This is a genomic window from Paraburkholderia phenazinium, assembly GCF_900100735.1.
Classification (GTDB): Bacteria; Pseudomonadota; Gammaproteobacteria; order Burkholderiales; family Burkholderiaceae; genus Paraburkholderia; species Paraburkholderia phenazinia.
In genome coordinates this window covers 44,103-59,924 of record NZ_FNCJ01000002.1, presented here as the reverse complement: position 1 = coordinate 59,924, position 15,822 = coordinate 44,103, and the positions used below count along the sequence as shown (strand labels likewise).

General features: G+C 59.8%; 12 protein-coding genes and 1 pseudogene. 5 read left to right on the top strand and 8 right to left on the bottom strand.

The genetic code is table 11. The features are described 5' to 3' along the window. Window positions 1–25: 25 nt before the first annotated feature. Window positions 26–466 carry a hypothetical protein gene (locus BLQ92_RS04150; protein ID WP_090681996.1) on the bottom strand — a complete coding sequence of 147 codons (441 nt, stop codon included), beginning with the start codon at window positions 464–466 and terminating at the stop codon, window positions 26–28. Between the two features lie 13 nt (window positions 467–479). Beyond that, complete coding sequence (locus tag BLQ92_RS04145; RefSeq protein WP_090681995.1) at window positions 480–1,007, bottom strand: tautomerase family protein; 528 nt, start codon at window positions 1,005–1,007, stop codon at window positions 480–482. A 120-nt stretch (window positions 1,008–1,127) separates the two neighbouring features. On the opposite strand from BLQ92_RS04145, the gene BLQ92_RS04140 reads away from it, so the two are divergent. From BLQ92_RS04140 to BLQ92_RS04120, 5 genes and pseudogenes are all read left to right on the top strand, one after another. Further along, window positions 1,128–2,150: a GlxA family transcriptional regulator gene (locus BLQ92_RS04140; protein WP_090681993.1), complete on the top strand. Its 1,023-nt coding sequence runs from the start codon at window positions 1,128–1,130 to the stop codon at window positions 2,148–2,150. A gap of 262 nt (window positions 2,151–2,412) precedes the next feature. Then, window positions 2,413–2,829, top strand: a complete 417-nt coding sequence (locus BLQ92_RS04135; RefSeq protein WP_090681991.1) for an organic hydroperoxide resistance protein — start codon at window positions 2,413–2,415, stop codon at window positions 2,827–2,829. 105 nt (window positions 2,830–2,934) lie between these two features. Then, on the top strand, window positions 2,935–3,927 hold the full coding sequence (locus BLQ92_RS04130) for a carbon-nitrogen hydrolase family protein (protein ID WP_090681989.1): 993 nt from the start codon (window positions 2,935–2,937) through the stop codon (window positions 3,925–3,927). A 259-nt stretch (window positions 3,928–4,186) separates the two neighbouring features. Further along, window positions 4,187–5,536: an epoxide hydrolase family protein gene (locus tag BLQ92_RS04125; protein WP_090681988.1), complete on the top strand. Its 1,350-nt coding sequence runs from the start codon at window positions 4,187–4,189 to the stop codon at window positions 5,534–5,536. A gap of 41 nt (window positions 5,537–5,577) precedes the next feature. Beyond that, window positions 5,578–6,541: pseudogene (locus tag BLQ92_RS04120) on the top strand (alpha/beta fold hydrolase). Here BLQ92_RS04120 and zwf read toward each other — a convergent pair. The 6 genes from zwf to BLQ92_RS04090 all read right to left on the bottom strand — a co-directional run bounded on the left by zwf (window position 6,460) and on the right by BLQ92_RS04090 (window position 15,785). Then, window positions 6,460–7,935, bottom strand: a complete 1,476-nt coding sequence (gene zwf, locus BLQ92_RS04115) for a glucose-6-phosphate dehydrogenase (protein ID WP_090681986.1) — start codon at window positions 7,933–7,935, stop codon at window positions 6,460–6,462. The pseudogene BLQ92_RS04120 and the gene zwf sit on opposite strands and share 82 nt — an antisense overlap. A gap of 20 nt (window positions 7,936–7,955) precedes the next feature. Continuing rightward, on the bottom strand, window positions 7,956–10,493 hold the full coding sequence (gene ptsP, locus BLQ92_RS04110; RefSeq protein ID WP_090681984.1) for a phosphoenolpyruvate--protein phosphotransferase: 2,538 nt from the start codon (window positions 10,491–10,493) through the stop codon (window positions 7,956–7,958). 56 nt (window positions 10,494–10,549) lie between these two features. After that, window positions 10,550–11,791 carry a maltoporin gene (locus BLQ92_RS04105; protein ID WP_090681982.1) on the bottom strand — a complete coding sequence of 414 codons (1,242 nt, stop codon included), beginning with the start codon at window positions 11,789–11,791 and terminating at the stop codon, window positions 10,550–10,552. Window positions 11,792–11,840: 49 nt separating this feature from the next. Continuing rightward, the gene (locus BLQ92_RS04100) at window positions 11,841–13,247 is read right to left on the bottom strand and encodes a glycoside hydrolase family 32 protein (RefSeq protein ID WP_280517436.1); all 1,407 of its coding nucleotides are present in this window, start codon (window positions 13,245–13,247) and stop codon (window positions 11,841–11,843) included. A 7-nt stretch (window positions 13,248–13,254) separates the two neighbouring features. Then, window positions 13,255–14,652: a sucrose-specific PTS transporter subunit IIBC gene (locus tag BLQ92_RS04095; protein ID WP_090681979.1), complete on the bottom strand. Its 1,398-nt coding sequence runs from the start codon at window positions 14,650–14,652 to the stop codon at window positions 13,255–13,257. Window positions 14,653–14,774: 122 nt separating this feature from the next. After that, the gene (locus BLQ92_RS04090) at window positions 14,775–15,785 is read right to left on the bottom strand and encodes a LacI family DNA-binding transcriptional regulator (RefSeq protein WP_244106309.1); all 1,011 of its coding nucleotides are present in this window, start codon (window positions 15,783–15,785) and stop codon (window positions 14,775–14,777) included. Between the last annotated feature and the right edge of the window lie 37 nt (window positions 15,786–15,822).

The following is a 15,822-nucleotide window of genomic DNA, read 5'->3' as shown; positions in this document are numbered from 1 at the left end:
GCATGCACCAGCCGGGCAATCGCGATCAACTCGCACCGGAAGCCGCATTCAATGCTGCCGCTTCCGGTCCAGTCAGATAGAGGTCGCGGAACCGTTCGTCAACCCGCTCCCACATCAGATTCGAAAACAGCTGCGCCGCACCCAGCGGGCGATGGTTGATTACTACAGAATCCGCCTCGCCCTGTTCGTTCATGTGAGCCACGAGCAGGGTTTCGATTAGCACGCCTTGAATCTGCGAGCGATAGGACTCCATATAAAGTCCGTTGCCTATCTCGCCCTTGTAGCTGTGCTGCTGGAACTCGTAGAGCGAGACCGCGTGCTTGATCACAGCCAGGATGTCGGCCCGCCCCTCGACCGGGCGCTTCAGGACGGTCGCCTCAAGCGTCGCATTTTCGGCGAGTCTGGCCAGCCAGAGCGGCAAACCCTCTGCAGACGCCGTGACCGGCGCCGTATCGTTGAATTTCATGGTGGGTTCTCCTTCAATTCGGTGCCGAGCTAACGGCATCAAGAGCGGCTCCGAGCGTGATGCGTGCCTTTTCGCGGCGTCTGCGCGCCAGCCGCTCCTCGCCGGCGCTCCGTTCGGACGCCCCGGCCAGCATGGCGTGAATGGCAGGCAGCGTCCAGATAGCGCCACGACTGCCCCACTGGCCATCGGGGATCTCCGTTGGGAACACCCAAACGCGCGGTGCAACCTCTTCGAACGGCCGGCTCTCGGCGCGAGCCACCGCTTCCGTCACGTCTCTTACCAGCTTGCTACGGATCTCATCGGTGTATTGCCCCTCGGGCGCCGAAGGAATGATCCGGTAGCGCGCCGCATTGAAGCGTTCCCCGCCGACGAATACCGCGGCGGGTCGATGCAGATGAAACACCGTGACGCTTTGCGCAATCGGATCGGCCGGATCGTAGCCTTCCGCTTTGATCAAAATGTCAGACAATTCTTTTACCAGACGTGCTTCCGCCTCAGAGGTCAAGGCGCCTTCCGGCCACAGTGCGTCGATCATTGGCATGGTGAAATTCCTTCTTCAGGTGTTTTGGCCTAGCGATGATGCGGGTTTACCGGGGGGTGGGGAAGTGGCATTATTGCCATCATTCGAGGAATATCAGCCAAGCACGCAAACGGTCGCCAAATGGTCACTATCCGGATCTGGGTCTATGACGGAATCATGGCATCGGGCGTCGCGGGCCCCATCGACGTCTTCAATGCAGCCAACCTCCTGAGTGCCCAGGAGGCTACGCGCGGGCCGACCCCTTCGCCCATTTTCGCGTGGCGCGTGGAATCGCCTGACGGACAATCGGTCAGGGCTGCTTCGGGTCAGAGCGTACCCGTAGACGGCAAAATCGATCCTCGCAAGCGTGCCGACGCGATTTTGCTAGCGGCGCCCTTTTTCTCCAATATGGACGAGTTCGTCGGCCGCCGGGAGCAGTTGAATGCGCTGTCTTCTGCTCTACGGCGCCAGCACAAGGCGGGCGCCGTGCTGGCCGCATACTGCACCGGCAACTACCTGCTTGCTGAGGCGGGCTTGCTCGACGGCCGGGTCGCCACCACACACTGGGCCAAAGCGGCTGACTTCGCCCAGCGTTATCCGCATGTCGAACTTCGAGCCCGCGAAGTCCTGACCGGAGGAGATGGCATTCTTTCGGGCGGTTCAGTGACGTCGTATCTCAACCTCGCCGTACGGCTGGTCGAGATGTTCGCTGGCGAGAAGCTTGCCGCGAAGACCGCCAAGTCGTTATTGATCGACATGAACCGGACTTCTCAGGCATCCTTTGCAACGCTTCTCGACGAACACGGACATGCCGACCCGCTCGTCGCGCGGGCTCAGCAGCGCATGGAGGCCACACTTCAGCAAGGATTCCGGCTGAGTGAGCTCGCCGCCTGGCTCGCTGTCAGCGAACGGACGCTTAACCGGCGTTTCAAGCAGGCAGTCGGCCTCGCGCCATTGGCGTATCTCCAGAACCTGCGCATCGAAGTGGCGAAACAATTGCTCGAATCAAGGCCCATCAGCGTCGATAGGGTGAGCCAGCGGGTCGGCTACGGCGACATCAGCACATTTCGACAGTTGTTCAAGCGCAAGACCAGTCTGTCGCCCAGCGAATATCAAATGCGCTTTGGGCGCGCCTCCGTGGTCGACGATACGGAACGCGAGTAGCACAGTATTCCTGGTTAGGTCCCGCCGACAAACCACTCCTCTTTGTATCGCAATGTATCCGCCAGGTGCATTGATACACGCACTTACACAAACCACCCGGCCCGGACACATGTGGGATACATCCGGGCACTCCAATACGTCCATCGTGCATTGAACCTGCGCCGCAACGGTTTCCTCCTCGGTTTCGCTACCGGAAAGCCCGTGGCCTGTCGATGAACGCACCATTGTTTACCTATCACCAGACCTATTGGAGCAACCCGAAGTGACCCAAATCGAAAACGTCCTGTACACAGGCAAGACTCACACGACTGGCGGCCGCAATGGGGCCGCGCGCAGTTCAGACGGCCGCCTCGACATCCAGCTCTCGCCCCCGGGTTCGGCGGGTGCCGGGACGAATCCCGAGCAACTGCTCGCTGCCGGCTGGTCGGCATGCTTTATCGGCGCGATGGGCAAGGCTGCACACGCCTTGAATGTCGGGTTGCCGCCCGACACCAGCGTCGATGCCGAGATCGATCTCGGAACCACCGACGGCGCGTATTTCATCCAGGCACGTCTGAACGTGAGCCTTCCCGGCCTCCCGCCCGAGGTTGCTCAGGCGGTGGTAGCCGGGGCGCATCAGACCTGCCCGTATTCCAAGGCGACGCGCGGCAATGTGGATGTTTCGTTCACGCTCGTATAAACCGGATAGACGGCTGGCGGATCAGAATTTCCGCCAGCCGATGTATTGCGTATGGGACATAGCAGGAAGGCGTTGTGCTCGTCCGTACCACTAAAGGAGTTTGCAATGAAAGTCGTCAAAGCCGCCGCGGTCCAGATCAGCCCTGTGCTGTACAGCCGTGAGGCGACCGTTGAAAAGGTCGTACAAAAGATCCTCGAACTTGGTCAGAAGGGTGTGCAGTTCGCCACGTTCCCGGAGACCGTGGTGCCTTACTACCCGTATTTTTCCGCCGTCCAGACAGGCGTTCAGCTTCTGTCCGGAACCGAGCATCTGCGACTGCTGGAACAGTCCGTGACAGTTCCCTCCCCCGCGACCGATGCGATCGGCGAGGCTGCCCGCAAGGCAGGCATGGTGGTGTCCATCGGCGTCAACGAGCGGGACGGCGGCACCCTCTACAACACGCAGTTGCTGTTCGACGCCGACGGCACCCTGATCCAGCGTCGCCGCAAGATCACCCCCACCCATTTCGAACGCATGATCTGGGGTCAGGGCGATGGCTCGGGCCTGCGCGCCGTCGACAGCAAGGTCGGCCGGATTGGCCAGCTCGCATGCTTTGAACACAACAACCCGCTGGCACGCTACGCGATGATGGCGGACGGCGAGCAGATCCATTCGGCCATGTATCCGGGCTCCGCCTTCGGCGAGAGATTTGCCCAAAGGATGGAAATCAATATCCGCCAGCACGCCTTGGAATCCGGCTGCTTCGTCGTGAACGCAACGGCCTGGCTGGACGCCGACCAGCAGGCGCAGATCATGAAAGACACGGGCTGCTCGATTGGTCCGATCTCGGGCGGCTGCTTCACCACCATCGTGAACCCCGACGGCATGCTGATCGGCGAACCGCTCCGCTCCGGTGAGGGCGAGGTCATCGCTGACCTCGATTTCACGCAGATCGACCGGCGCAAGATGTTAATGGACTCGGCTGGCCACTACAACCGCCCCGAACTGCTGAGTCTCCTGATCGACCGTACGCCCACCGCGAACCTTCACGAACGCGCCGCGCACCCCAAGTCGAGCACGCAACAAGACCCCGACGATCTGGGCACCACGGTTGCCTGATCCCAGGAAATCGACTGTGGCATCTGTGCGCACATTCATCACGTTGAAGTCCTTTAGTCAGGCATCTATATCTATCTGAGAAGCCGTACTAACGTTCTGCTTCCGCGCTCATATGTGCATACACACCTTCCACAAGCCCCCGCAAGCCACCCAACCTCAACCTGTTTGAACGCATCGAAAAGGGAAACGCCATGCCGCCGAGTTCACCCACGGTGACGCCACCGCTTGAAACCTAGCCACATCGACACCAGGAGATCTTATGTCAGACAACAGCAATCCTCAGGTTCCGTCGCGCCGTCGTTTCATTGGCGTAGCAGCGGCAACCATCGCTGCGGGCTCTTTGAGCCAGCTCGCTTTTGCGGACACGAATCAGGCAATCGCCGAAGCGGCTCCGGCAACGGGCGACAAGACCGCCATTCGTCCACTACGTATCCATGTGCCGGAATCGCAACTGGTCGATTTGCGGCGACGCATCAAGGCGACGAGATGGCCTGATCGTGAGACGGTGACGGATGACACGCAGGGCGTGCCGCTCGCGATGATTCAGGAACTCGCTCGCCATTGGTCGACCGATTACGACTGGCGCAAGTGCGAAGCAAAGCTGAACTCATATCCGAATTTCGTGACCGAGATCGACGGACTGGATATTCACTTCATCCACGTTCGTTCGAAACACGAAAACGCGATGCCGCTGATCGTCACGCACGGCTGGCCCGGCTCGATCATCGAGCAGTTCAAGATTATCGATCTGTTGAGCAATCCCACGGCACATGGCGCGAGCGCGTCGGACGCGTTTCATCTGGTGATTCCGTCCTTGCCGGGCTACGGATTCTCAGGCAAACCGACCACCACTGGCTGGGGTCCGGAGCGCACCGCGCGCGCCTGGGTACTGCTCATGAAGCGTCTGGGATACGAGAAATTTGCATCGCAAGGCGGCGACCTGGGGGCGATTGTCTCGAACGTGATGGCCAAACAGGCTCCGCCGGAATTGCTGGGCATCCACGTCAATCTCCCGGCGACGATTCCGCCCGAGATCGTCAAGGCGCTTCAGGACAATAGTCCGGCTCCGGCTAACCTCACGGACGACGAAAGGCACGCATACGAGCAGTTACTCGGCTTGTCGAAGCGGCGCGGCTACGCAGTCGAACAGGGCACCCGCCCACAAACGTTGTACGGCCTGTCGGACTCGCCGATTGCGCTGGCAAGCTGGCTGATGGATCACCCCGACGGTAACGGCCAGCCGGCTGCGGTGATGACGTCGGCCGTGTACGGTCGAACGGTCAACGGATTTTCCTCAGGATACCTGACAAGAGACGATGTTATCGACGACATCACGCTCTACTGGCTGACCAACACGGGGATTTCCGCGGCTCGCATCTATTGGGAATCGCACTTCAACTTTTATGCCGCCGCTGACGTCTCCGTTCCGGCTGCTGTGAGTGCGTTTCCCGGTGAGAACTATCAGGCGCCGCGCAGCTGGACAGAGCGGGCGTATCACAACCTCATCTACTACAACAAGCCCGCAAAGGGTGGGCACTTTGCGGCGTGGGAACAGCCGCAAATATTCGCCGAAGAGGTCCGCGCGGGTCTGCGCCCCCTACGCACATAACCGATATCAGGACCACCACCGACATCCAAAAGGAATGTGAGATGACCGAACCCACCTCAATGACACGACGTCAGTTTGTCGCCACTGCTGCGCTCGGCCTGGCCGCTGGCACTCTCGCCCAGTTTGGACCGGCCAGCGCAGAAGCGAGCGAACCGACCTCCCGAACGATCCCCACGATCGTCCCGGGCTCGCACACTAAGTTTGGCCCTTTAAAACAGATCAAAGCCGGAGAACTGAACGTCGGCTATGCGGACCTTGGTCCCGCGAACGGGACACCCGTCCTGCTGCTTCACGGCTGGCCCTACGACATTCACAGCTTCGTAGACGTGGCACCGGCGCTCGCCGCCGCCGGTTACCGCGTGCTGGTCCCTTACCTGCGCGGCTATGGCACCACGCGGTTCCTGTCAGACGCTACGCCTCGGAAAGGCCAGCGGGTATACGATCGCCAGTCAGGAGGACCAGGCATTGAAGCCAATACCGCCCGAGAAGGAACGCGAATGGTGGTAACTGTTCTACTTCGCCACCGATCGGGGCCGGATAGGTTATGGCCAATACACTCACGATTTTGTCAGGCTGACCTGGGAGCTGGCGTCGCCGAAATGGCGGTTTGACGATGCGACGTTTGAGCGCTCAGCGCCGGCGTTCGAGAACCCTGACCATGTCGCCGTTACCGTCAACAGCTATCGCTGGCGGATCAAGCTGGCAGAGGGTGAAGCCAGATACGACGAGATCGAGACGAAGCTCGCAGCCCACCCCACCATCGGCATTCCGGCCATCACGCTCGAAGGCGACGCTAATGGAGCGCTTCATCCCGAGCCGGCCGCCTACGCCAAGTACTTCACCGGCGCCTACGAGCACCGCCAGCTCACCGGCGGCATCGGTCACAACCCTCCACAGGAAGCCCCGCCCGGGGCCGATGAGACTTATCCTTCCTCTGGCCACGCCATGTTTTCGCGTGCCATAAGCGCCGACGATCCAGCAGGACCATATGTTCCTGCGATATAGGCTCGCGGCCGATCGCCAAGCGCCCGCCATCCGGCGAGAATGGGCTCCACCCACGCCCATGCCGCCTCGAGTTCGTCGCGGCGCATGAAATGGGTCGGACGGCCTCGGATCACGTCAATCAACAACCGCTCGTAGGCTTCAGCTCGACGTCCAGCGAGGGCCTGCTGCAAGTCGAGATTCAGGTTCACTGGCAGTACCTGCAGCCCGCTGCCGGGTTCCTTCGCGAGCATCTGCAACTGGATGGATTCTTCGGGCTGGAGTTGGATCACAAGACGGTTGCCGTACTTGCGCGTTCCATTTGGAATGATCGAAAACGGCAAATCAGCAAATTCGATGACGATCTCGGACTGTTTTTGCCGCAAACGCTTCCCCGTGCGCAAGAAGAACGGCACATTAGCCCAGCGCCAGTTGTTAATACGTACACGTAACGCGACGAACGTTTCCGCGCTGCTGTCGGCAGGTACGTTGTCCTCTTCCAGGTAGCCTTTGACCGATTCGCCGCCGACGGCGCCAGCCATATATTGACCACGTACGGTATCGCGTGCGATGTCGGCCATCGTCATGGGCCGTAACGAGCGCATAACCTTCAGCTTTTCGTCGCGCACAGCGTCAGGATCGAGCGACACTGGCGGTTCCATCGCGACAATGCACAACAGTTGCAACAAGTGGTTCTGCACCATGTCCCGCATCGCACCTGTCTTGTCGTAGAAGCCAGCGCGGTTACCTACGCCGACCGTTTCCGCCACCGTGATCTGTACGCTTTTGATATAGGGCGCCTGCCAGAGGGGACCGAAGATCGCGTTCCCAAAACGCAGAACCATCAGATTCTGCACCGTCTCCTTGCCAAGATAGTGGTCGATCCGGTAGATCTGCGCTTCTGCAAAGTGACGCCCAACAGAAGCATTGATTGCCTGTGCCGAGGCAAGATCGTGACCCAGAGGTTTCTCGAGCACGACGCGCGACTGGCCGTCGACAAGGTGACATGCGGCGAGATTGTCGCAGATCGCTGTGAACAGCTCCGGCGAGGTTGCGAGATAAAACACGCGCAGCGCGTCATTGCGAGTTTTCTCGGCAAGACCTGCATAGTCGGCCGGTGATCCGATCTCGACGCGCACGTAGTCGAACAGAGCGAGGAACTTGTCCCAACCAGGCGCATCGAGTGCTTTGCTGTCGACGAACGGCCGCGCGTTCTCTTCCACGAAGGACAGATACTGCTCACGCGACCAGTCAGCACGACCCACCGCGACAATACGTGTTTGTGCCGGAAGGTTTCCGTGCAGGTGCGCCATGTAAAGAGCCGGGAGCAGTTTGCGTGCGGCCAGGTCTCCTGCACCACCGAAGACAATCATGTCGAGCGGAAGCTCGGGTGTCGCTGAAAGAGTCTGAGTAGTCATGGTAGGGGTTAAATCTCCAGTTACCCGGCTATGGCCGCTCGGACCTGAGCTGCACTGCCAAGCTTCAATACACGTTGCGCCAACGTCCGGCATGCCTCGAAATCGAGCCTTGAAAGCTCAGCCTTGATCGCGGGAATCGCGGGAACGCTCACAGAAAGCTCATCAATGCCCAGCCCAACCAGGATCGCCGTGGCAACCGGATCGGAGGCCATCGCGCCACACACCCCTACCCACTTTCCATTCGCATGCGCACCCTTTACCGTCAGATCGATCATTTTCAGCACGGCCGGATGCAAGGTGTCGACCTGCGACGATAGCTTCGCGTGTCCACGGTCGATTGCTAGCGTGTATTGGGCAAGGTCGTTGGTACCGATCGAGAAAAAGTCGACTTCCTGCGCGAGGGCCTCGACAATCGCCACTGCGGCGGGCACCTCGATCATCAAGCCGATCTTGACCGGATGCGGGTACTTCATCTGCTCCTCCCTCAGGATGCATTTCGCGGCCAGCACCTCATCCAGATCGGACACCATGGGAAACATAATGTGCAGGTTCCCGGCTGGTGCGGCCCGCAGCATCGCGCGCAACTGGCTGCGAAATAACTCGGGGTAGGCGAGGCTGACACGAATGCCCCGCAAGCCGAGGAAGGGGTTGTCCTCTTTCGGCAAGGGCAAATACCGCAGCGGCTTGTCCCCACCGACGTCAAGCGTCCGAACGATCAGCCGCCGCTGCGTGCCCAGCTCGGCCGCCACAGCCTGGTAAGCGGCAGCTTGTTCGTCTTCATCCGGCGGCGCAGTACGGTCTTCGAAGAGGAATTCCGAACGCAGCAGCCCGACGCCCTCTCCGCCTGACGCCATCGCCTCACGCGCTTCGGCCGCATCCCGCACGTTGGCGACCACTTCCACTCGATGCCCGTCGCGCGTGCTGCCGATGCGGTGCGCTGCTTGCTGGTTCGCTCGGTGTTGCACCGCTGCAGCCTCCTGACGGCGCCCCACGTCGGCCAGCAAGGTGGGATCGGGATCGGTTTGAAGGACACCCGCCGTGCCGTCGAGCACGGCAAACGTGCTGTCGCTGAGTGACAGTGCGGCCGCAGGCATGCCACAGATCGCGGGGATCCCCATCGAACGGGCGAGAATCGCCACATGGCTGGTCGGCCCGCCAGCGACAGTGCAAATACCGACGACCTTGCTGCGATCCAGCGATACGGTGTCGGACGGCGTTAAGTCGTGGGCGAGGACAATCGACCTGTCTCCCAGCACAGGCGTCGAACGCTTGCCGCCGGTCAGCAAGGTCAGCACGCGCGTGCCGATATCGCGCACGTCGGTTGCCCGTTCACGCAATTGCGCGCTCGCATGCTGCTGCAGACGCCGCACAACCGACTGACAGGCAGCATGCCACGCGCCTGGCGCACTGACTCCGGTACGAAGGCTGGCTTCAGTCGGGTCAACCAGCAGCGGATCGTCGAGCAGTGCAAGATGCGCTTCCATGATCTGCACCTCTGGAGCATCACCTTGCGCCCCGTGGGGCGCCAACGAGCGGATCTGGTTGCGCGCGATCTCCAATGCAGCATGGAGCCGCGCACGCTCCTCGTCGAACGAACTGCCGGTCTCGTCGAATTCGAGTTCGGCATCACGCCATTGCACGATATGTCCGACCGCCAGTCCGGGTGACGCGGCAACGCCAGCGAAAGCGCGGTCATTCGATGTGTCCGCTTGCGCCACCGGGGCTGAACAAGTGTCTTGCGCTTGCCGACTGGCCGCCAGGCGCGTGGCGTCATCGATGCGCTCCCCGCATCCATCGCGCAGCAAGTGCGCCAGCCTGTCGAGTGCTTGCGCAGCATCGCTGCCGCGTCCGCTCAAGCGCACCTTATCGCCCAGGCGGGTCGCCAGCGCCATGACTTCGACGGCCGACTTGGCGTCAGCCTCCAGTTCGCCACACGACAGCACGACACGCGCGGAAAACTTTCGAGCCTCCGTTGCCAGCGTTGCAGCGGGCCGAGCATGCAGACCGGCTGGGTTGCGCAACTCGATGACAGGCGAATGCAACATTTCGCCGTCATGCTCCGGTGGTGTGCCATCGGATGCCTCAACTTCGAGATGAAGCGTTAGCAGCACACTCCGGCCAGCCTCGGCCATGCCCGAAGCCTTGTCGATTCGCGCGACGATCTCGCCGTTGACGACGACGATCTCGGTCAGCACGCTAGCAGCGTTGCGGGCCACGTAGTCCCTATCAAAGCGCAATAGCGGCTGTCCGGCGCGAACCATATCGCCTTTGCTGACCAACGCACTGAAGCCCTTGCCTTCGAGCAGGACCGTATCGAGCCCGACATGCACCATGATCTTGACGCCCGCTTCCCCCGCGATGACGATGGCATGGTGCGACGACTGGAAATCGATCACCTGTCCGTCGATAGGCGCCAACACGACATCCGTGAGCGGATCGATCGAGAGGCCGTCGCCGACCATCTTCTGAGCGAACGCTGGATCCGGAACCTCTTCGATCGGAACGATCGTGCCGGATAGAGGGGCCAACACATTCACTTGCGATAACTTAGCCAACATATGCAAACTGCTCCTGGAATACGTGAAGATAAGAGGAAAATTGCCACGGCCTGCAGTTACCACCAGCTCTCGACCTGGACGCCGTACAGGTTGGTAGAGCGACGGCCCGCCGACCATGTGCCCCATTGCGCGCCTTGCGCATCCAGCGCTGCCGTGTTCCATGCGACACGCGTCGCATAAAGACGCAGTTCCGGCCGGGTCATCAGTTCGGCACCGGGACTGAAGGCGATGGCGCCGGTGTATTTTTCGAGCTTCTGTAATGGACCGCCGTTCACACGCAAGCTCGTCCAACCCACTTCCGAGAGCAGCTTGATATAGCGCGTCACGCCGTATGAGACGCGTCCACCGAACGACGTCCCAGTGCTGCTGCCTTCATCGCTCTCGTCTTTCCCGCGCTGATAGACCGCGATCGCCTGACCGCCGAAACGGCCGACCTGCCAGTTAAGCGAATCGATCAGACGCACGCTTCGAGTGCCGCTTGGGCAATTCAGTGCATCAAAGCCGGTTTCCAGCGACGCGTAACCGGTGCTGCCCTGTAACCACACGGAATTCGTCATGTTCGGCAGAGGAAAATCGTGCTGGTCGTATTTAAGAGTCAGTGCACCGCCGCTGCTGCCGCCATTGAACTGGCCATGCATCACCTCACCCACCACGCGCAGTTGGCCGCCCGGTGCCACCGGGATATCGTAGAAATCGACATTGATTCGTGTAGCGTCCTGCCTGTCGTCCGTCGGGCTGAAACGCTGTTGGCTGCGAAACACGCTCACCCCGAGTTTGGCCTCTGTGCCAATCGGAATGTTGTTCGCGCCGATGCCCGGGTCGATCGTCGGCCCGCCGATGCTGTAAAAGAAGTGGTCGACGATATGCACGTCTTCCCGTTCGACGTAGCGCTTACCCGCCCAGAAGATAGTCGAAGGCGAGAACGCGTAGCCGCTGGTTGCAACATAAGCTTCCTTCGTGACGTACATCCCATCGCTAGTCAAGCCGCGAAAATTGGCAAGACCGTTCCAGTAGGTCGCGGTGAACGCCGCGGACCAGGTCACACCGCTGTCGAAGTGGAAGGTCTTTTTCAGTCCGAGCTCGGCATACGTATCGCCCTCGTTACCAAGACGGAACAATTCCGCGCCGCTTCCGAGCGCGTACTTGTTCACGCCGCCGTCGTCTGTCTGATGCTCCGCAACCACACCCGCGCGGATGTAGCCAGTAAACTCAAGGCCATTACCAAGATCCATGGCAAATACCTGCGTGGACGGGCATAGCGCTGCCGTCGCGATCAGTGCTCTGATTCGCGTCTTCATGTCTCTCTCCAAAGTCTCGTTGTGCTATTTATTCTTTGAGAAGTCGCAACTACGCTGGTCTCTGCGCCAGGGGCCACAAATGAATGTCATGAAGCGCAACGGACTGCGCGGCAGTAAGCCGAGGCGACGAGGGCCCGGACGTGGGGTAACAACGCGTCGTAAAAACCTCGATGCCGTTGTTCACAAAGATCTCCACCGAACTTCGGTCAACGAATAGCTGCAACCGCTCCACGCGAAAACCGATGTCGCAACCCTTTCGCTCGTGGATCTGGCCTGCCGCCGGGCAGTGCCGGACAAGCGACAGCCTGCCTTGTCCGCCCTCGTAGGCGAGCGACAACGACTGGTCCTCACCGCTGTAGATATGGAGTACCCAATCAGCGTCGATGGACGCCTCGATCGAAATATCCAGTTCCCATGCGCCCTCCGGAACTTGAGGCAAGGAGATAGCCGTTCCCGCTTCCACCTCGACGTCAGGCATTCGAATCTCATCCCCGCGCAGATGCTTCAACTCGCGCAGCGGACGCTGTAGCAGCCGCTCGCCTTCCAGTGTCAGCTCGCGCGGCATGGTTAGACAGTGGGTCCAGCCCGACGCCACCGTTGGCGTTTCCGGCTGAGTCGGCAACCCCATCCAGCCAATCAACAAACGGCGTCCGGCGGGATCAAGCAGCGTCTGCGGTGCGTAAAAGTCGAAACCATGGTCGAGCTGACGAAAGGTGCCGTGCGAAAATCGTGCGTGCCCCAGGTCCATCTGACCGATCATGTAACCGGCCACATCCTCGCGATATATATTGCCGGCACGAACTTCCTGCGTCTGCTTGCAACACGTCATAACCGAGCAACCGTCGAGCACGAACAGATCCGGGCATTCATACATATAGCAAGATTCTTCCGGTTCGATCAGTTCACCTATTAATTTCCAATCGTGCAAATCCGGGCTCGTTGCCAGTACAACCGTTCCACTCAGATCCTCGCGCTGCGCGCCGATTACGGCGTACCAGTTGCCGGCCTCGCGCCATGCCTTGGGATCGCGGAAATGTCCGGTGTAGCCGGAAGGCGATCCATCGATGACTGGACCGAGTTTGTCGAAATGGAGGCCGTCACGCGAACGCGCCAAACACTGATAACTGGAACGACCGCCTGCCTCATCACGAACGTTGCCCGAGTAGAGCAACAACAGCGCTCCATCGAAATCGAGCGCGCACCCCGAATAACAACCGTGAGCGTCATAGACGGCGTCAGGGGCCAACGCAACCGGCAAAGACTCCCAATGGATCAGGTCGGTGCTTCTGGCATGCGCCCAATGCTTGTTCTGATGAACGCAACCATCCGGATTCCATTGATAGAAAACGTGATAGGCCCCTTGCCAGAAGATCAATCCGTTCGGATCGTTCATCAGGCCACGCGCAGGGCATAGGTGAAAGGACTGCCGCCAAGGGTCTTCAATAGCATCGAGCACGGTTCTATCAAGCACCTGATGCCTCCCCGTACGGTGCCTTCACTTTCAGATGAGCCAGCCATGTACCTGCAAACGCCAAGCCAAAGGCGATACAACCGCCAATCAGGTAGTTCAACATGCCGTCTGGGCGAACGATTGCGAGACCAGGGATACCGGTGAGACCGATCCCGGTCATTCCGACATGTGTGGCGACCACCCAACTACCCGCAACGGCCCCACCGAGCGCAGCCGCCACGAACGGCCAGAAAAACCGCAGGTTGACGCCAAAGATCGCTGCTTCTGTAATACCCAACAGGCAAGATAGCGCCGCCGGTAAGGCGACCTGGCGAATTTTCTCGTCACGCGTGATGAAGAACACTGCAAGCGCTGCGCCGCCCTGCGCGATATTCGCCATCGACCAGATAGGCAGGAGAAAATTGACACCGATAGATGGGTTGGCAAGCAGGCCTGCTTCCAGTGCGTGAAAGCTGTGGTGGACGCCAGTAATGACGATCGTTGAATAGAGCCCACCGAAAACCAGTCCCGCAAGCGGGCCACCGTGCAGATAGATCCACTGCAGTCCGAACGACAATCCGTCTCCCAGCATGCGGCCGATGGGGCCCACGACAGTGAGCGAAACGGCGCCGGCAATGAGAAGTGTGAGAAACGGCGTAAAGATCAAGTCGATTGCGTTTGGCATGATCCGGCGCACGGCGCGCTCGACAAATCCCATCATCCAGACCGCAAGCAGAATCGGCAGTACAGTGCCTTGATAGCCGACCTTCGCTACTTTCAGTCCGAACAGATCCCAGTATTCGTGAACTCCGCCACCGAGCGTCCAGGCGTTCTGCAAGGCAGGGTGGATCATGATGCCCGCCAGCGCGACTGCCAGATACGGCGATACGCGGAAATCACGGGCCGCTGAAAACGCGATCAGAATCGGCAAGAACACAAAGGCCGTGCTGGAGAAGATATCGAGGATCTGAAATAGCGGGCTATTCCCATCGGCCCAGCCAAGACTGCGCAGCATGCCGAGCGTGCCCATCAGCAAGCCGGAGGCGACGATCACCGGAATAATCGGCACGAAGATATTCGATAGCGTCCGGGCCAGTCTCTGTGCCGCGTTCTGTTGCGCAGCGGCCTGCTGCTTGACTTCATCAAGCGAGCTGACAGTCAGGTCTCCGACAAGCGGTTGCATCGCATCGTGGACCTGGTTCACCGTACCCTGACCAATGATGATCTGAACCTGCCCTGCAGTACTGAACGAGCCTTTCACCAGGTCCAGTGCCCTGATCGCATCGTGATCGACCTTCGCTTCGTCGCGCACAACCAGTCGCAGACGGGTTGCGCAGTGCGACATCCGACAAATGTTTCCGGGGCCGCCAATCAAGGGCAGCAATGCCTGTGCTGTTTCTCTTTCATTCATTTTCATCTCCTTTACGCTCAATATGGTACCGATACCACTATGGTACCGATACCATATTGGCCTTTTTTAACGGCCTCTGAAGACATTCAACTACCTTGGGTGTGCTTTCGCCGGCTGGTGGGTCAAGTACTCTGCCGCAACGCGAGCCGATATGGCATCACAACGCTCGAGGCCGCCCGAGGTCTCGTTTCGCGGATATCAAGCAGCCGAAGCGCAGCTTCTGCTCCGGTGCCGGCGTAATCGTAGTGGACGGTCGATAGCGCCGGGCGAACCATGCGGGCCATGTCACTGTCACCCATGCCCGCTACCGCGATATCATCCGGCACCCGCAAGCCGTGGTCATGCAAACAGGCCATCACACCCACCGCCAGGCGGTCGGTCACCGCCAGAATCGCCGTACAGCGGGCACTGCCAGTGGCGCGTAGCAACTGCTCCGCCGCCTCCTCACCCGCGCCTGTTTGAAAACTCGCGCGCACAATCAAATCCGGATCCACCGACAATCCTCGTGCCTGCAAAGCTTCGACATACCCTGCTGTTCTCTCTCCGCCAATCTGGATGTCCTCTTCGCTCACGGTCACTAGCCCAACTCGCGTGTGTCCAGCTGCGAGCAGGTGTTCAGTGATCTGTCGAGCTGCGGACCGTTCATTCTGGATGACGCTTGTGATTTCAAGTCGGCTCGCATCCTGTCCAATCATGACAATGGGTAAGGCGGCGCCGCGTATCGCATCAATCAGGCTGTGATTAACCGTTGTCGCCAGATGCAGGACGCCAGCCACCCGTTGCCTGCGGAACAAATCGTAGGCGGCTTGCTCCTCCTCCACCGAGTTAGCCGTATTCGCCAGAAGCATTTGATAGCGTAACGGCGCGAGTGTTGCTGAAATTCCGGCAACAATCTCACTTGTCGTATACGAATTGATCTTCGGGATAATTACGCCAATCAACCCTGACCGATGCGACTTCAACTGTTTCGCCAACTCGGAGGGTGTGTAGTGAGTCTGCGACATCACCGCTTCAATGCGCTCGCGAACTTCAGCCTTGACGTAGCCAGAGTTATTGAGCACGCGTGACACTGTCGACGTTGAAACCCCAGCAAGGGCGGCAATATCGCGGATCGTTAAGCGTTTTTGTGGCATCGGTACCATGTCGAGACGATATTCAATTTACGCCTCA